At 68.5% G+C, this 20,956-nt stretch carries 16 protein-coding genes; 3 read left to right on the forward strand and 13 right to left on the reverse strand.

Going from position 1 to position 20,956, the window contains the following annotated elements:
* Window positions 1-219: 219 nt before the first annotated feature.
* Window positions 220-4,470, forward strand: coding sequence for a carboxypeptidase regulatory-like domain-containing protein (locus ABZ904_RS24920; RefSeq protein WP_361825545.1), 4,251 nt, complete (start codon window positions 220-222; stop codon window positions 4,468-4,470).
* 354 nt (window positions 4,471-4,824) lie between these two features.
* Here ABZ904_RS24920 and ABZ904_RS24925 read toward each other — a convergent pair whose 3' ends face one another.
* The 11 genes from ABZ904_RS24925 to ABZ904_RS24975 form a co-directional block, all read right to left on the reverse strand.
* Window positions 4,825-5,262: a hypothetical protein gene (locus ABZ904_RS24925; RefSeq protein WP_361825547.1), complete on the reverse strand. Its 438-nt coding sequence runs from the start codon at window positions 5,260-5,262 to the stop codon at window positions 4,825-4,827.
* Entirely contained in the window at window positions 5,259-5,693 is a 435-nt protein-coding gene (locus tag ABZ904_RS24930; protein WP_359399543.1) for a MarR family transcriptional regulator, read from the reverse strand. Before ABZ904_RS24930 ends, ABZ904_RS24925 begins: the two co-directional genes overlap by 4 nt.
* A 437-nt stretch (window positions 5,694-6,130) precedes the next feature.
* Entirely contained in the window at window positions 6,131-7,552 is a 1,422-nt protein-coding gene (locus tag ABZ904_RS24935) for an extracellular solute-binding protein (protein WP_360998764.1), read from the reverse strand.
* Window positions 7,553-7,571: 19 nt separating this feature from the next.
* Window positions 7,572-9,455, reverse strand: a complete 1,884-nt coding sequence (locus ABZ904_RS24940) for a glycoside hydrolase family 125 protein (RefSeq protein ID WP_361825550.1) — start codon at window positions 9,453-9,455, stop codon at window positions 7,572-7,574.
* Window positions 9,452-10,270 carry a carbon-nitrogen hydrolase family protein gene (locus ABZ904_RS24945; RefSeq protein WP_361825552.1) on the reverse strand — a complete coding sequence of 273 codons (819 nt, stop codon included), beginning with the start codon at window positions 10,268-10,270 and terminating at the stop codon, window positions 9,452-9,454. Before ABZ904_RS24945 ends, ABZ904_RS24940 begins: the two co-directional genes overlap by 4 nt.
* A complete protein-coding gene (locus tag ABZ904_RS24950; protein ID WP_359399551.1) occupies window positions 10,267-11,100 on the reverse strand; it encodes a carbohydrate ABC transporter permease in 834 nt (277 codons plus the stop codon). The genes ABZ904_RS24945 and ABZ904_RS24950 overlap by 4 nt, the downstream gene beginning before the upstream one ends.
* The gene (locus ABZ904_RS24955; protein WP_359399553.1) at window positions 11,097-12,176 is read right to left on the reverse strand and encodes a sugar ABC transporter permease; all 1,080 of its coding nucleotides are present in this window, start codon (window positions 12,174-12,176) and stop codon (window positions 11,097-11,099) included. The genes ABZ904_RS24950 and ABZ904_RS24955 overlap by 4 nt, the downstream gene beginning before the upstream one ends.
* 7 nt (window positions 12,177-12,183) lie before the next feature.
* Window positions 12,184-13,485 (reverse strand): extracellular solute-binding protein, encoded by a 1,302-nt coding sequence (locus ABZ904_RS24960; RefSeq protein ID WP_359399555.1) that lies wholly within the window; start codon window positions 13,483-13,485, stop codon window positions 12,184-12,186.
* Window positions 13,486-14,626: 1,141 nt separating this feature from the next.
* Complete coding sequence (locus tag ABZ904_RS24965) at window positions 14,627-14,848, reverse strand: hypothetical protein (RefSeq protein ID WP_359399557.1); 222 nt, start codon at window positions 14,846-14,848, stop codon at window positions 14,627-14,629.
* Between the two features lie 336 nt (window positions 14,849-15,184).
* Window positions 15,185-16,258, reverse strand: coding sequence for an alpha/beta hydrolase (locus ABZ904_RS24970; protein ID WP_361825555.1), 1,074 nt, complete (start codon window positions 16,256-16,258; stop codon window positions 15,185-15,187).
* A 180-nt stretch (window positions 16,259-16,438) separates the two neighbouring features.
* The gene (locus ABZ904_RS24975) at window positions 16,439-17,014 is read right to left on the reverse strand and encodes a hypothetical protein (protein WP_359399561.1); all 576 of its coding nucleotides are present in this window, start codon (window positions 17,012-17,014) and stop codon (window positions 16,439-16,441) included.
* 120 nt (window positions 17,015-17,134) lie between these two features.
* On the opposite strand from ABZ904_RS24975, the gene ABZ904_RS24980 reads away from it, so the two are divergent.
* The gene (locus ABZ904_RS24980; RefSeq protein WP_361825557.1) at window positions 17,135-17,761 is read left to right on the forward strand and encodes a DedA family protein; all 627 of its coding nucleotides are present in this window, start codon (window positions 17,135-17,137) and stop codon (window positions 17,759-17,761) included.
* 399 nt (window positions 17,762-18,160) lie between these two features.
* A complete protein-coding gene (locus tag ABZ904_RS24985; protein WP_359399624.1) occupies window positions 18,161-18,757 on the forward strand; it encodes a transposase in 597 nt (198 codons plus the stop codon).
* A gap of 14 nt (window positions 18,758-18,771) precedes the next feature.
* Here the strand turns inward: ABZ904_RS24985 and ABZ904_RS24990 are convergent, their stop codons facing one another.
* Entirely contained in the window at window positions 18,772-19,383 is a 612-nt protein-coding gene (locus tag ABZ904_RS24990) for a hypothetical protein (protein WP_359399565.1), read from the reverse strand.
* Between the two features lie 644 nt (window positions 19,384-20,027).
* Window positions 20,028-20,792, reverse strand: coding sequence for a DUF3592 domain-containing protein (locus ABZ904_RS24995; RefSeq protein ID WP_361825560.1), 765 nt, complete (start codon window positions 20,790-20,792; stop codon window positions 20,028-20,030).
* Window positions 20,793-20,956: the final 164 nt, after the last annotated feature.

Consider the following 20,956-nt stretch of genomic DNA (forward strand, 5'->3'; position numbering starts at 1 on the left):
GTGACTGGTGTGTCAACGTACCGGCACTGGCGAATCCTGGCCACATGGCGATCATCCGCCGTGTCGCGACCATGTTCGCCGTTCACAGCCGTTGGGATCCTTCGCGTTCAGGAAGCCGCTGGCCTGCTGACCCTCAAACAGTTGAGCAGCACGCTGGACCGATCCGCTGCTGACACAGACAGGCCAGTCGGACACGGTTACCAACACAGGAGTCCGAAATTGGGCAGTTCGAAGCGATGGGGTCCAAGACGGTGGGACCTCTTCGTCCGTGCAGCCGCACTGATCGCCGTACCCCTGGCGGTCATCGGCCTTGAAGTCCCGGCCCAGGCAGCCACGCTGACACACCATGCCCAGGCAGGTGTCACAGCCGGCGCTGCGGCCCCGTCCTCGGTGCCGGCGGAGCGGGTGTGCGCCGCCCCCAAGCCGGGTGACTACAGCTGTTTCGCGCTGCGTCGCACGGACAAGCGGGCCCCCGCCCGCTTGGCTGCCGACGTCATGCCACCCGGCTTTGGACCGGCGGACCTGCAGAGCGCCTACAACCTGCCGGCGTCGGGTGGTGGCGGCCGTACGATCGCCATCGTCGACGCCATGGACGACCCCAACGCGGAGGCGGACCTCGCCGCCTACCGCGACAAGTACGGGCTGCCGCCCTGCACGACCGTCAATGGCTGCTTCACCAAGGTGTCCCAACGCGGCGGCACCGACTACCCGGCGCCCGACCAGGGCTGGGCAGGCGAGATCTCGCTCGACCTCGACATGGTGTCCGCCGCCGCGCCCGACGCGAAGATCCTTCTGGTCGAGGCGGACAACCCCAACGGCGATGACCTCGGCGCGGCCGTCGACGAGGCCGTGGCGCTGGGCGCCAAGTACGTCTCCAACTCCTACGGCACGCAGTACGACGAGGAAGAAAGCGGCGAAGACCCGTCCGAGACCACCACGTCGGACGTTCACTACAACCATCCCGGTGTCGCGATCGTCGCCTCCGCCGGTGACAGTGGCTATGGCGTCTCCTACCCGGCCGCCTCGCAGTACGTGACTTCCGTGGGCGGCACGTCCCTGGTCAAGGACTCCGGCAACGCCCGCGGCTGGTCCGAGTCGGTCTGGGGCGGCACCGGATCGGGCTGCTCGCAGTACGAGTCCAAGCCGGCCTTCCAGCATGACACCGGCTGTGCGAACCGTTCCGTCGCGGACGTCTCCGCCGTGGCCGACCCGGCCACCGGCGTCGCGGTGTACCAGACCTACGGTGGCACCGGCTGGGCGGTCTACGGCGGCACCAGCGCCAGCGCGCCCATCATCGCGTCGACCTACGCGGTGGCCGGCAGCCCGGCCCCGGGGACATACCCCAACTCCTACCCCTACCAGCACCCGGCCGCGCTCAACGACGTGACCGCGGGGAGCAACGGCGGTTGCTCACCGGAGTACCTGTGCACTGCCGGTACCGGTTACGACGGCCCCACCGGCCTCGGCTCCCCGAACGGCGTCGCCGCGTTCACCAGCGGCCCGCACGGGGTGGTCTCCGGCACGGTCACCAGCACCACCGGCGGCCCGGTCGCCGGAGCCACTGTCTTGGCCGACGGGCTCAGCGCCACCACCGACTCCAGCGGCGCCTACTCGCTCGACGTGCCGACCGGCACCTACACCCTCACCGCGTCCGGATACGGGTTCGCCAGCTCGGTCGTCAACGGGGTGACGGTCGCCGACGGTGCCAAGGTGAGTGAGAACTTCACGCTCGCCCCCGTGCCCAGGCACACCGTGAGCGGCACCGTCACCGACGGCAGCGGACACCACTGGCCGCTGTACGCGAAGATCACCGCTAGCGGTGTGCCCGGCGGCCCGGTGTTCACCGACCCCGCCACCGGCAAGTTCAGCCTCGACCTTCCGCAGGGACACGACTACACCCTGACCGTCAGCGCCGCCTACCCCGGCTACGAGCAGACGCACAGGACGGTCACCGTGGCGAGCTCTGACCAGACCGTCCCGTTCGCCCTCTCCGTGGACCGGGTGGCTGAGACCGCACCGGGCTACGCGGTCCACCACGTCGGGGGGACGCAGACCTTCGACTCGACCACCGCGTCCCCGTCCGGCTGGAGTGTGGCCAACGCCCCCGGCACCAGCGGCGGCTGGAGCTTCAACGACCCAGGCCACCGCGGCAACCTGACCGGCGGCACCGGCGGCTTCGCCATCGTCGACAGCTACCTCGCGGGCTCCTCGGCCTCCCAGGATTCGCAACTGATCAGCCCGGTCTACGACCTGAGCAAGGATGCCACCCCGCAGGTCGAATTCGACACCGACCAGCTCAGCCGTCAGCCCGGCACCGACCAGGACATGATCGACGCGACCACCGATGGTGGCCAGACCTGGACCAACGTTTGGAAGGGCAACCTGTGGGGAGCAGCACACCACTTCAAGGTGCCGCTTGCGCAGTACGCCGGCAAGTCCAACGTCCAGCTGCGCTTCCGCTACGTCGCCCAGAGCGACTTTTGGTGGGAGCTTGACAACATCTTCGTCGGCAACCGCAGCTACGACCCGGTCCCCGGAGGCCTGGTGGCCGGCACCATCGCCGACGCCAACACCGGCGCCCCCGTCAACGGTGCACGGGTGACCAGCAAGAGCACTCCGGCTGAGTCGGCGCTCACCTCCGCCACGCCGACCGACCCGAACCTGCCGGACGGCTTCTACTGGATGTTCTCCTCGGCCACCGGCAAGCACCAATTCTCGGCGGTCAAGCCCTACTTCGCCACCGGAACACAGCCGGTCGACGTCGCCGCCAACGGCGTGGCCTGGCACAACTTCAAGCTGGAGGCAGGCCGACTCACCGTCAACCAGTCGTCCATCGACATCGCCGTCGCCACTGGCGGCAAGAAGTCCGCGAAGCTGATCGTCCGCAACGACGGCAGCGCCCCGGCCACCCTGAAGCTCGCCGAGCATCCCGCGCTGCTGCCACAGCTGTCGCGAGGCGGCGCACCGCTCAACCGCCTCGCGGGGACCTTCTCGCCCCTGCCGATGAAGGCCCTGGCGGCACGCGGTGGTGCGGGCGCGACGAGCACCACGGCCGCGCGCGTCCCCACCGGGACGCGGACCACGGTGGCCGGGACGGCCTGGCAGACCTCGGCCGATCTACCCACGGCGCTCTCCAGCAATGTGGCCGACTTCTATGACGGCCGGCTCTACACCGGATTCGGCTGGGCTGGGTTTGCCGTAGGCGACGTCAGCTCGCTGTACTCCTACAACCCCGCCACCGGCGCCTGGTTCCAGCTGGCCTCCGCCACCGATCCTCGAGAAGCACCCGCCCACGGCTTCATCGGGGGCAAGCTCTACGTGGCTGGCGGCTGGGGCGGCCCGAGCGGTGTCGACCGCAAGCTGGAGATCTACAACCCGCGCACCGACCGGTGGTCCGTCGGCGCCGACATGCCCACCGCATACGCGGCCTCCGGCAGCGCGGTGCTGAACGACAAGCTGTACACGGTCGGCGGCTGCTACGCCCTGTCCTGCGCCGGCGTCACCGACGTCCAGGTGTACGACCCGCACACCGACAGCTGGTCCAAGGCCGCCCCGTACCCCGAGCCGGTCACCTGGACCTCCTGCGGGGCCATCGCGGGCAAGCTCTACTGCGCCGGCGGCATCTCCGGCGACTACAGCGACCACCCCATCAAGCACGCCTACGTCTACGACCCGGGAACCAACAGCTGGTCACCGATCGCCGATCTGCCGAACACCACCTGGGGCGCCGCCTACAGCGCCGCCGACGGGCAGCTGCTCGTCTCCGGCGGCGTGATCAGCGGCGGTGGGCTCCGCCCGACGCTGACCAACCAGACCTACGCCTACAGCCCCGCCGCCAACGCCTGGACCGCGCTGCCCAACGCCAACCTCACCGTGTACCGCGGCGCAGGGGCGGCCGGGTTCTACGTGGCCGGCGGCCTGTCCAGCAACCAGATACTCGCTCCGTCGATCAGCAACGTGTCCCTGCTGCCCGGCTACAACCGCAACTCGTCTCCGACCAACGTCGACTGGCTCTCCGAGACTCCCAAGTCTGTGACCATCGCACCTGGCCGGAGCACCACGGTGACGGTCACCGTGAACGCCGGAGCACCGGGAATCGTCACCCCCGGCGACTACACCGCGGCCCTGTCGCTCAGCGCCGACACCCCGTACCCGGTGCTGTCCGTCCCGGTCACCATGCACGTGGGCCCGGCCGGGGACTGGGGCAGGATCGCGGGCACCGTGCTCGGCCCGGACGGCCACGGACACCACGTCCCGCTGGAAGGGGCGACAGTCAAGATCCGCTTCGGGGCCAAGAGCTACACCATTGCCACGACCCAGGAAGGCATGTACAGCCTCTGGCTCCCCATCAGCGGACGTACGGCGACCGTCCTCGCCGCCAAGAGCGGCTTCACATCCACCACCGCGACCGCAAGAATCACCGATGGCTTGACGACCAGGCACAACTTCGCCCTCAAACCGGTTTCCTGAGCCTGGCACGCACAGGTGAAGTGAACTGACGCAAGACGTCCCGGCTCCCCTCCAGGAGCCGGGACGATTTTTTGCGGCGAGAACAGCCGACCTGGCCCTCCCGGGCGAGCGCCCCGTGACAGGCTGGCGCCGAGGACGGTTGATCCCGACGTCCAAAGCCCCGGCACCGCAGGCCAAGCAGCCGGCGGACACCACAGGGCAGGTGAGCGCGGTGCCCGCGCCGGCACCGCTGCGAGGACCGGGGCGGTCACGGCCGCCCCGTACATGAGCCGGCTGGTGATCGCCTTCACAGACTGGCCTCGGCGAGGGCAGCTCCCACGCCAACCGCCTCACGATGTATGCGCGTCCTCGGACCTAGACCGGTCGGCGTGTTTGCCACGGAAAGGGTGCGAGGTCGGGCTCGACCCAGCCGGTCCTGGCCGGGGTCTCGGCCAATGTTGAGGGCCGGTAGAAGCGAGTGAGCAGCTTCTTGTCGAACAGCGCGGGGTGCTGGTCGACGAATGCGTCGAAGTCTGCTGTGTCCGACTGGCCCGCATGGTGGCCCACCAGCTCCACCCAGGCGCGGCTGACGGTGGCGTTGTACTTCTGCGGGGCGCCTGCGTAGCGGGCGGTGCGCCGGATACCATCGCTGACCAGATCCACTGCTGCGTGGGTGCCGTAGCGCCGTACGGCCAGCCAGGTCAGATGGACGTGCTGGCGGTGCCCGAACTGCTCGGCGGCGGCCATCACCTCTGCCATCAGCTCCGCGAACGGTGAAGACTCTTCCTTGGCGCCCTGGCCGTTTGTGATCATGCCCCCTCCTTGACCAACGCATCCAGAACGGCGTAGAAGCCGGCGATCGCCTCGGCAGGCAGGCTGTCCAGCGCGCGGCTCTCGAGATCAGCGAGCGTCTGGTTGATCAGGGCTGCCGCTGCACGCCCGGACTCGGTGAGTTCGATGAGCACCGAGCGGCGGTCGTTGGCGCGCGTGCCGCGGGTGATGTGACCGCGTCGTTCCAACCGGTCCAACACGCTGGTCAGTGTCGTGGGGCGAATGCCGATGGCGGCGCCCAGTTGGGACACGGTGCGGCCCCGGCCGTCGGCGAGGTTGGCCAGTGCGTTGATCTCGGAGGCGGTCAGATCGAGGTCGACGAGTTCGGCGGCGATCAGCTGCAAGGTGGCGTGGGTCGCGCGCTGCAAGGTCAGCAGCACCGACCGTTCAGATGGCACGGATTCGGGCTTCACGATTTCGGATATTACGAGATCGAACTATAGGCTGCAAGGGCCAGCACTATCTACGAAGCCCGAACCACACGCCTACCTTGACGAAAGACGTAAAAGACGTAGAGGCACCGTCGGTGGTCGACCAAGGTGAAGGAGGCGGTATCCGTCTGGCGCCGCGTCGGGGGACGACGGTGGCAAGAGTCCCAGGGCCGCAGTTGAGCCGAAACAGCTCGATGATCAGTGGGGCGGCGGTGCCGGACAGGGAAGTGATGGGGCGGCCGGGGAGCCTCCGGCGTCGAGCGGGGTGGCTCCACCGGGGCGAGGTCGCCCTCGGTGCAGCGAAGAAGGGGAGAGCCTCGCGACGCCCTCGTCCTTGATCTCCTGCCCCTCGACGCAGAGGTGGGCGACGGGAGCGCCAGACAGCGGGTGTTTACGCGGGCCTTGGGTGGTGGTTTGGGTCAGACCACGGGCAGTCCTGTGATGGCGCCGATCATGTCGGCGGTTCGGGCGGCGGCGGTGTGGGGTTCCCGGCGTTCGAGGAGGATTGATTCCAGGAGGGCGTGCAGTTGTGCGGAGACGCGTGCGTACGGCGGTGTGGCGGGGCGTACGACGGCTTGCTGCAGCATGGTGCTCGTGGTGTGCAGGAACGGTGAGTGGTGGGCGGCCTGTTCGAGTGCGGTGCGGCGTGGTGCCAGTTGCCAGGTGTCTTGGGACATGGTGGCGAGTGCCTGGATGGAGGTGAGGACGCGCAGCAGGCGCATGCTCTGCCGGGGGGAGGCCGCCTGCCGGAAGATGCCGTAGGCCATGCCGCCGGCGAGGGTGGCGGCGGGGCCGCGGGGGCCGGCGGGCATTGCGATGAAACCGAACTGGTCGAGCAGGTCTTGTGTGGTGAGTGACGCGGCGGCTGCCAGGGCCGGGGCGTCGTAGCTGCCTCCTATGGCCATGCTGGCCTGGCCTTGGGCGAGTTGGCGTATGGGCACATGGCGTTCGTAGCTCACCGACTCGGCGGAGATGACGCCCGCGTGGAGGAGTTCGCGCAGGAAGGCGAGGGATTCCGTGGCAGCGGCCGTGTCGAGTGTGACGGCGTTGTGGTCGAGGACTCCGGCGCCGTTGGAGGCGAGCAGGGACAGCAGGCAGTAGGTGGCCGTTTCGCCGGCCGCGGAGCCGCCGGGCAGCGTCAGCGGTATGGCCGTGCCGCGCTGGGCCAGGGTCTGGCCGAGGGCGGCCAGTTCTTTCCAGGTCTGCGGTGGCTGGTGTCCGACGGCGGCAAGGTCGGACCGCCGGTACCAGATGCCGGCGACGTCCGCCTCTGCCTGCACCGCGACGGGGCGGGCGTCGAACTTGTTCGCCGAGCGGAACGGCTCGAGGAAGTCCCTCTCGTACTCGTCGTCGACCCAGTCGGGGTCGAGTTCGTCCAGCGGGGTGAGGAAGCCGGAGGCCGCGAACTCGTGCACCCATACCGAGTCCATGATCGCCAGGTCGGGGGCCCGGCCCTCGGCGATGGCGCGGACCAGCACCTGGCGCAGGTCGGACAACCCCACCTGGACGATGTCCAGGGACAGCTCCGGCGCCGCGGCGCGCACCGTGGCTTCCCAGGAGCCCTCCGGGACGACGACCTTCAGGGTGCTCGCGGCGGTGTTCGGGGGCACCCAGCTCGGGTTGACGAAGGAACCGTGGCGGCGCTGGCGCAGCACGATCCCTTCCTCGGCCATCTCGGTCAGGGCCCGGTTGACCGGGGTGCGGCTGATGCGGTAGATGGCGCAGAGTTCCTGCTCCGTGGGCAGCCGGTCACCGGGGCCGTACCTGCCGCCGACGATCTCCTGGATCAGCAGGTTCTTCAGCTGAACGTAGACCGGCAGCGGCTGCGTAGGGTCGATCACCGTCACCCGTTCCTCGTTTTCATACGCGCCACACGTTGTGCCCGCCCTTGGTTATACCAAAGTGGAGGATTCCGAACACAGCCGCGGGCCAGGCGAACCAGTGGCGTGCCAGCCACCGCCCGCTGTCGGCGCGGTAGGTCTCCGGAAGCAGTCCGTCGACGCCCGCGACATGGCCGATGCGCTCCAGTACCGCCTTCGCGCGGGCGTTGTCCCTCATCGTCCGTGCGACGGCGAGTTCCTGTGCGTCGCCCAGCGTCCACGTCCCTGGGGTGTGCGCCGATCCCAGCCCCCCGAAGCGTCCGGCGACATGGCCGGCGTTGTGCGGGGAGAACGCGAACCGCATGGTGGCGATCCAGTGCTCGTCCTCGGGGGAACAAAAGCCCCAAGTCGGGGCCAAAGCGGTGGGCAAGTCGTTGGCGTCGTGGTAAAGCCGGTGCTGGCCGTTGCCGTCGGTCTCGTAGGCCCACTGTGAGCCGAACGGCCCCTCGCAGGTGAAGGCCCGCGCGATGGCGCCTGAGAGATTCTGCGCGGTCTGCTCCAGTTGCAGCGAGTCGAGACCCAACTCGGAGGACCAGGGCGCCAACTGCGAGGCCGTGTGCCAGTACAGGATCTGCGTGGACAGCGCGAAGGGCAGTTCGCTGGGGTCGTCGGCGGGGTTCTCCGCTCCCGCCAGCAGCCCGTCGTGACCGTCTCGGGGCAGTCCCTGCCAGACCTCGGTGATCAGTCGGCCCCACTCGTACGCGGCATCGCCGCCGTCCGGTCCGATGGGCCACCGGCCCGCCACGCGCCGGTAGTCGGCGAGTTCGAGGAGGGGATACAGCTGTTGATCGGCCTGCACGGCCAGGTCCTTGGGCCGGCCGTCGGGCAGGTGGCTGCGCATCCAGGGCGCGCCTGGCGTGCGTCCTCTGCCCCACAGCCACCGCAGATGGCCGGCCACCACATCGGTGACGTCGTGGTCGTCGGGTGCCGCACACAACAGGAGCAGCGCCTGGTAGTAGGCGTCACGCGTCCAGCTCAAGGGGAGCAGTCGGTGATCGGTGAGAATGGTGCGATCTCCGTGGCCGACGTCGAGCGCGGTGCAGCCCAGCACGTAACGTACGGCTCCTGCCGCGATGTGCTCGAGGGTCCCGGGTGGATCGGCCTGCGTGATCCGCGGCGCGGGGGCGGTAGGGCGCAGTCCATCGCCCGGCCAGGGGGGAGGTGCCAACGACACCGTGGCCGTGATCTCCACAGGTTCGCCGTCGCCGGCGGTGATCTCCCACTGCGCGGCGCCGCCGGCGTCGGGCACCCAGCGACCGGCCGTCGCGTGCACCGCCACGCGGGCCGAGGTGGTCAGCACCGGTGCAGTGACGGTGAGTTCGCCGGACGACACCTCCACGTCGCTGTGCACGTCGAGAGGGAGGGGCGGATTGACCTCCGTGATCTCTGCCAACGCGCTGCGATCCAGTCGGCCGCCGAATCGCAGCACCGCACGCACATCGGGGGTGGCCTCGATCACGTACCGCTGAGCGAGTGCCGATTGGCCGGGTAGGGCCCATGCCGTCACCGAACAGGTCCACCCGCGTCCACTGCGGTGCCACACGGGCCGGCCTTCGCTGTCCAGAACGGCGCGGCGCTCGGGCACCTGCTCGTCGGGCAGGTCCAGGCGCAAGAACGCGAACCGCTCCTGGGTGAGCTGTTCCCTGTAGCGGCGCACGGCCGCCGGGTCGCCGCGCTGCTCCTCGTCGAAGGGCGGCGAGGCCAGCATCTCGACGAAGCCGTGAACCGGATGCGGGGCGCCGAGGGACAGCCATGATCCGTCGCCGCCGAAGGAGCCGGCGACGAGCCCGTTGCCGACGTCGAGCGGTTTGGGCAGGCCGGCGCTCAGTGCCCCCTCCGCCGCGTTTGGGGTCTGCCCGCTCACTGGTCACCCGCCGTCACGACACCGAGCCGGTCCACAGCCTCCGGACGGTACAGGTCGACCTGCCGCATGCCCAGTGCCGGCTCCTGGTGGCGTTCCTTGGCGATCAGGTCGAGGTCGAGCCGGGCACGCAGCGCGGTCTCCTCCGCTCCCGCCGAGGCCAGCACGTTTCCCGCGGGGTCGACGATCAGGGAGTGGCCGGTGAAGCCGCCGCCGGCGAGGTTGCAGGCGACGGCGAACATCTGGTTGTCCTGGGCGCGGGCCCTGGTCCGCAGGGTCAGCAGGTATTCATAGCCGATGGGTACGGCCGAGGGGATGACGAGCGTCTGCGTCCCGGCCAGGGCCAGGGTCGTGGCCAGTTCGGGGAAGGCGTGCTCGAAGCAGATGAGCGGTCCGAGTCGGCCGGCGGGCGTGTCCACGGTGAGGAGGCCCTGGCCGGCGGTGAACCGGGTGAGCTCCGCGGGGTAGAGGTGGGTCTTGCGAAACGGGTGCACCGCCCCGTCGGGCAGGATGACCGCGGCTGTGTCGTACAGGACGTCGCCGTCGCGTTCCAAGAGGCCCAGGACGATGGTCGTACCGACCTCTGCGGCTGCCTTCGCCACAGCGGACACCGTGGGGCCGTCGAGCGGCTCGGCCAGTTCCGCGCCGCGCTCGTCGAGCATGTCCAGGTCGTAACCGGTGGTGATCAGTTCGGGCGTCACCACCAGGTCGCTGCCCGGACCGTGTGTGCGCACAGCGTCCAAGAGGCGCTCCACGTTGCCCGTCACATCGCCCAGTTCTGCCGACAGCTGCAGGGCGACGACATCCAGCACACTCATCCTTTGACTCCTCCGGCGAACAGCCCGCGTACGTAGAACCTGTTGAGGGCGATGAATAGCAGCAGCGGTGGAAGGACCACCATGATCGAACCGGCCGAGACCAGGTTCTCCTGCGCCAGATGCGGCGACTGCAGATTCGCCAGGCCGACCGTGAGGGGCTGATGATCACGGTCGAGCAGCGTGAGGCCGAGCAGGAGGTCGTTCCACACGAAGACGAAATCGATGATCGCGAACGACACCAGTCCCGGCAGGGCCAACGGCAGTACGACATACCTGAGTTGGTTCAGATGTGAGGCTCCGTCCAGTCGGGCCGCCTCGAGCAGTTCCTCCGGCACGTCCGCGAAGAAGGCGGACATCATGAAGACCGCCCAGCCCGCGCCGAAGGCGGTGTGGACCAGGATGATGCCGAGGTACTGCAGGTCACCCTGCGCAAGACCCAGCAGGCGCAGCCACGGCAGCAGCGGGATCAGGATGATCTGGACCGGCACGATCATCGTCGTCAGCAACAGGAAGTAGGTCAGCCGCTTGAAGCGGAACTCCAGCCGGGCGAAGGCGTACGAGGCGAGCGCCCCGATCAGGAGGGATACCACCACCGACCCGAGGGTGATGATGAAGCTGGGTACGACGTACTGCGACAGTCCCTGATTCCACGCATCCCGGTAGTTGGCAAGCGTCAACTGCGACAGACCGCCGTGCCACCACCCGCTGCGGGTCTGGCCGATCGGCAGTACCGAGATCGCGAGCGCGGTGACGACGGGCACCATCCAGACCAGACTGGCGGCCGTCAGCGAGCCGTAGAGCGCGGTGACCGTGAAGCGGTTCCTCCTCACCGTGACTCCTTCCGGGGGAGCATCGACTTCAGGTAGGGGAAGCCGAGGACGATCAGCACGGCCGACATCAGCACCGCGACGGCGGCGCCCTGTCCGGCCTGCGGCGAGGTGAGGAAGGCGAACGCCTCCTGCCAGGGCAGCAGCCCGAGGACGGTGGAGTCCGTGCCGGGGCCGCCCGAGGTCATGACATAGACGATGTCGAACGTTCGGAGCGCGAAGATCACGCTGACGACGAAGACGATCCGCATGGGCTGCCGCAGGTGCGGCACGATGACATGGCGCGCCACCTGCAGCGGCCCGCAGCCGTCGACGCGCGCGGAGTCGACGAGTTCCTGGGGCAACGAGGCCAGCCCCGCACTGAAGGTGATGACCCCGTAGCCGGCGAATGCCCAGGCCGCCGCGATGATCACGAAGACGTTGACCAGGCGGATGTCGTAGAAACCCAGATTCAGCGTGCCGGGGTCGGCGAGCCATTGGCCCGTTGTCTTCAGGTGCAGCGGGCCGATATTCAAGGTCCCCTGCAGGTGCAGGGCCTTGAGGACGGCGTTGAGTACCCCGATGTGCGCGTCCGGGTTGTAGACGAAGGACCAGATGACGCCCGCTGCCGCCAGGGAGATCGTCATGGGCAGCACGAACACGGTGCGGAACACGACCGACCAGCGCCGGGCGTGCCAGATGGCCACTGCCGCCACCAGGGAGATCCCCACCACCATCAGCGGGAAGAGGATCAGCCACAGCAGCGAGTTGGCGCCGGCGTGCCAGAAGTCCGGATCGCTCAGCGTGTGCCGGTAGTTGGCCATGCCCGCGAACTGCCAGGTGGAGCGGTCGAACAGGTTCCACGGCCGCAGCAGGCCCCAGGTGAAGAAGCTGCTCAACACGCTTTGCAGGACTGGCCAGAGATAGAACAGGGCGAAGACGACCATCAGCGGGGTCACGAAGGCGTAGCCCGTGCGGCTGCCCTTCTTTCCCGCTGTGCGGGCGCCGCCCGGGGCGGTGGGTGTGCGGCCGCCGCCGCGGCGGTCACCGGTGGATCCGGGACCGCTCGCGGGCGGTGGCTTCTTGAGGGAAGTGATCATCGCCGTCTCACTGGTGGGAACGGGTGTCGATCTGCTTCATCTTCGAGATGAAGGCGTTGACGTTCGTGTCGCGGACGAACTGCGTGAGCGCCTGCTCGTACTTGACCTGGATCTCCCCGCCGATCCAGTCGTCGAGGTCGTAACCGGCTTGCTGGGTCGGGTTCTTGGGCCACAGGGCGGCCGCGTTGCGGTCATTGACGTTGGGGTACGCGCTGGCCGGGACCTTGGCGTTCGGCGCGACGTATCCGCCGATCTTCGCCCAGATCTCCTGGGCCTGAGGCGATGCGAGGTAGTCCAGCAACGCGTGCGTGGCGGCCGGGTTCTTGGACGCCTTCGCGCCCATGAACAGGTCACCGCTCACAAATTGGGGCGCGGGCGTGCTGCCGTAGGCGGGCATCTCGAAGAAGGACAGATCCTTGCCCGGCACCAGCTTCGTGCCGCATTCCTGGGGGTCGACCAGGTTGATGAAGGCGCCCTGGTTCTCGAAGAGGTACTTGCCCGCGACCCGCCCGCAGGTGGCGTCCGTGAAACTGCTGGACAACGATGTCGACGGGAAATACGAGCGGATTGTGTCCGCGAAGACCTGGAAGGACTTCACGATCCGCGGGTCGTCCCAGCCGATCTTGCCGCGCGCCAGGTCGTTGAACGCGTCCGCCCCTGCCACCCGCAGCAGGATCGAGTCGGTCCACTGCGTGAGCGGCCACTGGTCCTTGCCGCCCACCGCGAACGGGGTGACACCCTTGGCCTTGGCCGTGTTCAGCACTGAGGTGAACTGCGCCCACGTGTGCGGTACCGACACGCCGAGCTTGGCCATCTGCTTGGGGTCGTACCAGATCAGGGCGTTGACGTTGCCCTTGAACAGCACGGCGTCGGTGTGCCCGTCGGAACCCTGGGCCATGTCCCGCACGGACGGGGTGTACTCGCCGTCGGCGACCCACTTGTCCCAGGACGAGTCGAGATTCACCAGCAACCCCTGCTGGGAGAACGTCCTCACCAGTCCGGGCAAGGCCACCGACACGTCCGGCGGCGAGCCCTGAGCGAACTGCTGCGTCAGCAGAGCCTGACCCTGCTCGAACGGAACCGTCTCGACCTGCACCTTGACCGACGGGTACTTGGCCTCAAAACCCTTGATGACCTGCTTGAAGGCATCACCTTCACTACCGGTCCAGTTGCTCAGTACCCGCAGGTTGCCCTCAACCTTGCCGCTACTGCTCGGCGTACTGCCGCCCGACCCGGCGCATGCCGCCACTGTGCTCAGGAGCAGCGCCGTCGCCACTCCCGTTGTGACTCGTACACGCCTTCGGGTCATGAGTCTCACGATCTTGCCTCCCGGTCTGGGCGATCAGTGGGTGCCACCGTGCAATCCATTTGTCATTGCTCAATGACTAATGCGTGCGGAGAGTCTGAGGTCGCGCGTTAACGCGTGTCAAGAGCGGGATTTCGCCGACGGGGGCGCATGGGAGGTCGAAATGTCCTGAATGATCCGATCCTCTGGTGGGGTCGACCGCTGATGCCAACGGCTCCCAGGGGCGGTTTCCACTCCTGGGGCCTCCAGTGGGACTTGCCATTTCGGTGATTTCCGCCCGAAAGGTCAATAACGATTCCATTGCAACGGGGTCACGGCCGTCCTGATGGATATGTACCGTTTCTTCCCGTTGCAGCGGAATCATGCCGCCCGTCCGGGTCGCTCCCTTCCGAATGCGAATCCCCCTGCGTCTTCGCCGCGGAGAGGCGAAGACCGGGCGGTGGCGGCACGTCGGCGGTGCCCCGCGTATTGCCTCGTCGTCGCGCTCGCCGTCGACCAGAAGCACGAGCGAGAAGGCCCCGAGTTTGTCGAGGCGGGCGGGCGACGGAAGCCACCGCTGCTTCTTCTCCTCGTTGCCCAAACGGTCGGGGTGCCCATGACCATCCCGGACTGCACGGCGTTGATGGGTCGAAGCTCCCTTCACCACGGGGGAGTTCCATCCCGACGAGGCCAGTCTGGAACCCGTTGAGGCCGAGTGCCCCGTACCCGTGCACCGTTGTGCCGACCACGCCGACTTTCGTGAAGACCCGGAGCAGTAACCCACCTGTCCGCTGCGTTCGAAGAGGACCTCAGCGGACTCCCCGACCATGTCTGGGGCGAGTTGGGTGACCCATGTCGCCGTCGGGTGCGCGGCCGCACCGAGCCAAGATCTCAGCGTCCTTGTCGCTGTCGCTCATCGGTTGGAGCCGTAGCAAGGTGAACACGCTCGTCAAGACCAGGCAGGGCAGTCGCAGCAGCACCAGATCATCCTGGTGCCGACCGAAGCCGGGCCGGCAATCATCGAGTCAGCCCCCGATGTCACCGCCGACCGGCCCGGAGGAACGACCGCACCGCACATGGCTGACCAGCGCGGATGAGGTTGCTGGCACTTACGGCGTCGGCGTCGGCGAGAGTAGTCCCACTTTCCGGCGACCAGCGTTCGGGGTCAGGCCAGTAGCATCCCTGGTGTGACCGGGAAGACGCTGCCCCAGTGGCGGCGGGGTATCAGCGACGACAGGGCGGCCGGCCAGAACCGGCTGGCGGACTCGTAGCGGATCGGACTGGTCGGTTGCCCCCGCAGTACCGCGCTCTCGTGCCGCAGCACCAGCAGTTCGGCATCCTCGGCGGTCTCCCGGCGCCCAGTACCGCCGGCACGGACACAGCGCACGGTTGGCTGCGTACAGCAGCGAGGTGATCGACGTGCAGCATCCCAAGCCGCCGCCGAGGGTTCGGTACGCAGGCTCCCACCTGCAGCGATGACTGTGTGAGCCCCACACCGTGGCATAGCTTCCGTCGGTGTCGCCGCGGAACCTCGAGGTCATGCAGACAATGGCCGACGCGCAGACCCCGCCCAAGGCGCTGCGTTGCTACCGGTCGTTCTTGAACCGCTCCTCAGCACATGAAGACCCGGTCCTGTGAGGGCACGAGCAAGTGAGGACGGCGCCCCGGTTCCCTTGCCCGCCAACAGGGTTGGCTGGCAAGGGAACCGGGGGCAGCGGCCGGGTCATCGAGATGCCGCGATCGATGCCGCCGTGAGTCTGTCCACGGCTGTCGCGACCGCCTCGGGGTTGGAGATCATCGTCAGGTGCCGGGCGCCCGGGATGAGTGTCGGAGGCGGTGCGCCGATACGGCGGGCGGTCTCCTGCGGCGTCTGCCGGGTGAACACGTCGTCCTGGGCTCCGAACACCACCGACTTGGGCAGGCGCACCCCGGCCAGCCCAGCCACCTGGTCCGCGGGCAGACCCGGCACACCCGCGGCCAGCATGCTCCAGAGTGCGTTCTCCGCCCCCGGCACCCGGAGCGGGCGTCGCCACTGATCCAGACCGGCGGCGTCCAGGCGCGGACAGGCAGGCCCGCACTGTGCGTCGTACATGCTGCGGATCACTGCGTCGACGCCGAGCCCGAGCCGCAGCAGGCTGGTGCGGTACGGGTCGATCAGTACGTACTTGAAGCCCGGCGGCGGTCCGGCACCGGTGTCGAGGGCGTCGCCGTCGAGGAGCATCACACCCCCCAGCCGGCCAGGGGCCCGCAACGCCGCCTCGGTGACCACGGCGGCTCCGCTGGAGTGCCCCACCAGCAGCGGGCGCTCGCCTGGACCGCCGAGGTGCATGGCGTCCAGGAAGCCCAGGAGCTGACGAGTGAAATGGTCGACGGTGTACGGGCCATGGCGCTCGCTGTATCCGTCGCCCGTCAGGTCGAGCGCGTACACCCGGTGGTCGTGGGCGAGGAGCGGAGCAAGGCGCGACCAGGTGTCCACGGATTCGAAGGCGCCGTGCACCAGGACGACCGGTGGGCCCTCCGTACCCCAGGTCTGGTAGCGCGTGCGGATGCCGGCGGCCTGCACGTACCTGAGCCCCCGCGGCGGCGCGGCGCGTCGGGCCGTGACAGCGTTGAAGATGAACGAGGCCCCTGTCACGACCACCAGCATGACGGCACAGCCCAGTGCGGCGCGCCGCAGCCACCGCCGCAGCCGGGAGCGGCGTGGCGGGTGCGCGCGCTCGGCCCGGCGCAACGGCGGAGCGGATGCCGGCTGGGCGCCCCCGTCTCCGTCACCGGCTTGGCGAAGATCAGCTGTCACGGCCCACAGCATCGCCCATGGCACACATGCGGTCATCCTGCGGGGGGAGTCATTGTGGCTACTCCGCCCGGTGCAGCGGAGGGGAGCCGTGCGGTGATGGTTATTTCAGGTGCCGGCTGAGCGTGCGTCTGAGATCTCGGGCGTGCTCGGGTTCGCTTGATGACGGCACCCGGGCGGGGCTCAGGCGAGGAGCCGGATGGCGGGAGCGTCTTTGCTGGTGGCGAGCGGGTCGTCGCAGTGGCCGCACGTGTCGCGTACTGGTCGGATGATGTTGGTCTGGACGCTGAACGTTCCAGACTGCCGGGCCTGAGGGCAGTAGTACCCGAGATGCAGGCGGACCCTTGGCGTGAGCGACAGTGCGGTGGCCGCATGGTCGCGCTTCGTGTCGTGGAACGGCGCCCACCAGTAGTCGACGACGGCCCGCAGCACCGCCCGCTCCCGCCCGTCGGTGACGTCGAAGGCGGCGACCCGGGCCGCGGTGGGGTGCTCGGGGTGTTCCTCATGGGCCGAGCACAGAGCGTGCTCCTGCCCGTGCTGGGAGGAGGTCGTGCGCCGGGTGCGTTGGCAGATGAAGCAGTCCAGGCTCAGCTCCAGCCTCTTTTGCCAGTGCAGGTTGTGAAAGTCTTCGCCTCGCAGGAGGCCGGTCAGCGGATGGGCAAGCCCAGCCTGACGCCGGTCAGCGTCTGACTCGGCAGCCGTGTACGACCCGCGGCGGGGATGCGTCGGCTCCGCAGTGGCCGCCGTGTGCCGCCTCACCGGCCCACGAGCCGCTATCTGCCTTGCCCGCAATAACCTGAACACCATGGGCCCCCCGGGGCCGGCTCGAATCGCACGACAACCGCATTCCCGCCATACGAGGGAAGGGACGAGATCGGCATGAGCGCGCCACCTCTGCCCGGGGTGCTCGGTGACATCGCACCGATCCTGAATCACTGGGGCTACTGGGCCGTAGGCGGCCTGATCTTCGTCGAGGACTTCGGCGTCCCCGCCCCGGGCGAGACGATCCTCATCGCCGCGGCGCTGTATGCGGGTGCCGGGCAGCTCAACATCGCCGCCGTCATCGCCATCGGCATCGTCGCCGCCATCCTCGGAGACAACGTCGGCTACCTCATCGGCCGCACCGGGGGGCACGCGCTGGTAAAGCGCTACGGCAAGTACGTCTTTCTCACGCCCGAACGGTATGAGAAGACCGAGAATTTCTTCGCCCGCCACGGCGGGAAGGTCGTCGTCATCGCGCGCTTCGTCGAGGGACTGCGCCAAGCCAACGGCATCATCGCCGGCACCACTGAGATGCCGTGGCCGCGCTTCCTCGCCTTCAACGCGCTCGGGGCGGCGCTGTGGGTCGGGTTGTGGGCGGGCGTCGGTTACGCCGCCGGCGACCACATCACCACGATCTACACCGAGGTCAACCGCTATTCGATCTATCTGCTCATCGCCCTGGGCGTGCTGATTCTCGCGTTCGTGGTCCGTACCGTACTGCGCCGCCGCCGCACCACGGACTAGCCAGTACCCCAGCGTTTCGCTATCTTGCCTGGTCAGAGGCATCGTCCGGAGTGTAGTTGGCTGGTGGTGAGTCAGGGGCCCGCTTGCCGGGTCGCCCCTCCAATGAGTGGATCGGGAAAATGGCCGGCCTCTGATGCGGACAGCCTCCGAGCGTGATCGACGAAATGCGGACGCGGCCTGGGAACGAGAACTCGACGACCTTTTCCTCTGCATCACCCACCGGTTCGGCCGTGCCGACCTGCGGCGCCGGATGCGGGACTGTGTGCAGGGGCCTGCTCGCCCCCGCCGACCGCATGAACGTCTGGCAGCCGGCCGAGTTCGGCGTGCACCGTACCCCCCGACGGCCTCCGGCGATAGCTGAACGGAGCGTCGTGGATTGCCGACGACGTCCGCGACGACCTGCAGTCATACGTCGCCAAGCACCTCGGCGATGACGGCGGAGTGCTCGTCATCGACGACACCGGCTCCATCAAGAAGGGCACCACCTCGGCCGGGGTGCAGCGCCAGTACTCCGGCACTGCTGGCCGTTTTGAGGACTTCCAGAGCGGGGTCTTCGCCGTCTGCGCTTCCAGTACCGGCCGCGCGACGGTGGACTGGGGGCTGTATCTGCCCAGGTCCTGGACGGACGACCGCGGGCGCCGGCGAGCAGCGAAGATTCCCGACGAGCACGACTTCGCCCGCAGGGGAGAGCCGGCCAAGTGCCTCGTACTGCGCGCCCTGGCCTCCGATCTCACCGTCGCCTGGGTGGCCGCGGACGCCGCCTTCGGGCAGGAGGGACGCTTCCGCCGCCTGCTGGAGCAGTCCGGTCTCGGCTACGTGCCCGCGGTGTCCAAGTCCCAGGAGGTCTTCGGCCCGCGCATCGACCACCTCTTCGCTCAGGCTCCCATGGAGGCATGGGAGCCGATCTCGTGCGGCGAGGGGACCAAGGGCCGCGGCTCGACCACTGGACGGCACCGGGACTGCAGTGCTTGGCCGGTGTTCCTTGCCGATACCTGACGAGGTTCACCTGGTCACGGAACTGCCAGGCAGTGGGCCCAGAGGGCGGCCAGAGGTGCCGGGATCTGCGGGATGGCGGCACAGCCGCGCGGATCGCGGGGAAGGCCATCACCGGCGATGAGCGTCCAGCTGCCATTGCCGGAGCGGGAGAAGTACTTCATCGCGGCGCCGTCGTCCTGGCTGGCCACCTGCTCGGCGTAGGTGGCACCGGCGGTCGGTACGAACATTGCGGCCGCGTAGGTGGTGCCGTCGCAGCTGCCGTAGTAGAAGGTGCCGGTACGGGGCCTGATGTGCACGAGCTGAGGCCGGCTCTGGCGGCCGTACGCGGCTGTCACTTCGGCTTTGGTCGTGGGCGACACGGTGATTGACCGGCAGCCGGCGGTGGACGTCGGGGAGGCGGACGATGAGGCAGGCGAGGAGGGGCCGCCCTTGGTGGTCTGCGAGGGGGCAACAGCTGTGCGGGGGGTTGCCGCGCTGGTCGGGGAGATCGTGGGGACGGACGGCGAGGGGGATCGGTCTGCGTTCGCCGAACCGCTGGACGAACAGCCGGTGAGCAGGGTGATACCCGCGGTGGCGAGGGCCGCTATGGCGGTGGCGGTACGACGGGTGGCGCTGCGACGTCTCAATGCGAACCTCACTTGTATCGGCTGCGCGCGAGGGCGGCGGCGTCCTTGTCCGCGCGTGTGTCCGCGGCGTTGGACGCCCGGTCCGCGTAGGGGACGCTCCGGGGCCGTCGGGGATCCGGGGCGTCGGTTCAGCTATGGAGCAGGTCGGTCAGACGATCTTGTTGGCGGGGCCGGCGGGCAGGTCGGTGACGCGAGTGGCCTCGCCGCGGGCGCTGCCCTTGGTGGTGACGCAGGTGTTCTCCACCAGGACGCTGCTCTTGGGGATGATCAGCGTTCGGTCACGGCTGGAGACGCCGTTGACGACCAGTTCGGTTCCGGTGTAGTCGGCGCCGTCCCCGACTTTGTCCTCGGTGTGCGCCGACGGCGCGGCGCTGTATGCCGTTGTGCGCCTTCGCGCCGCGCCCGCTGCGGTGGACCGGCGATTCGCAGCAGGGCCCGCACGGGGCAGCGTCGTCGGCTCGCCGCTGTGGCCGCGTTGCGACGATGACGGTGACGATGCTTTTCGGCGCAGTCGTGGACTGGGCCTTTCCGCCGTTGGCTGACCACGACATCGGTCTCCCCGCAGGCTTCTTTGTCGGTGTACCTGCCGGCGCGGGTGTATTCGCTTGGGTACTCCAACGGGGCGAAGGATGCCTGATGCGGCACTAGGTCCTGGGGTGGTGGGTGTCTGGCGTCTTGCCTGATTCCGTTTGCCGCTTGGTGCGCACCGCCTCTCCGGCAGTGGCCGCCAGGAAGCCTGCCGCGAGCAGCCCGGTCACTATCGAACCCTGTCGGATTCCGTCGGCGTCGCGTCCGTCGAGGTACGCAATGGGGCGGACCTGGGTGGGCCGCGCCGGGTTGTAGACGATGGGTATGCGCGTTCCTGGCTGCGCATCGCTTGCTGAGCTGACCGTGACATCGACATCCGCGCGCACCGGGCCGGACGGTGTGCCAAAGCGCACGGTCACGGCGGTCGCCCATCCTTCCTCCGACCGGCTGGTGATCTCGACTACCGTTGCATCAGTCCTGTGGCCCTGGTCCCGGAGGTTCGCCAGCATCTGGTACTCCTGACCAGCTTTCCATCCCATGCCTCCGGCAAGGGCGGCGAATATGAGGAAACCCCCGGCGGCCAATCGGCATCTGGCCCAGCGGGGGGCCGCCAGCCACGATTCCGGACCGAGCCGCAGCAGCCCCGCCACGAGTTGGCCCGGCGAAGGTAGAGCCCAGTCCCGGCGGCGTACCAGCAGCCAGGTGACACCGTTCGCTGCAGCCAGCGCCACCGCCCAGCCGAGAACATAGAGCCACAACGGCCCAAGCGGCCCGAATGCCATCCACACCACGATGGCCACGACGGCCGCCGGCGCCCCCCACCCAATGGGAGAGACGTACTCATCCCAGCCGCCGCTCAGCACGGACTTGCGCTCATCCATCTGCGCCTCCACACCCGTTACGAGGTGAGACTCACCGGCTGCCGCGTTGGTTGCGGTAGAAGTGTTTGTGCAGCCGCATGCCGTCCGAAGCGGCCGTAGGTAGGGGTCCGTGGACGAGCTGTGGACGGGTTCTTGGGGCGATGGCGCAGGTGAAGCCCGGAAAC

Origin of the sequence: Streptomyces sp. NPDC046900 (genome assembly GCF_040644975.1) — a bacterium.
In the GTDB taxonomy this organism is placed as follows: domain Bacteria; phylum Actinomycetota; class Actinomycetes; order Streptomycetales; family Streptomycetaceae; genus Streptomyces.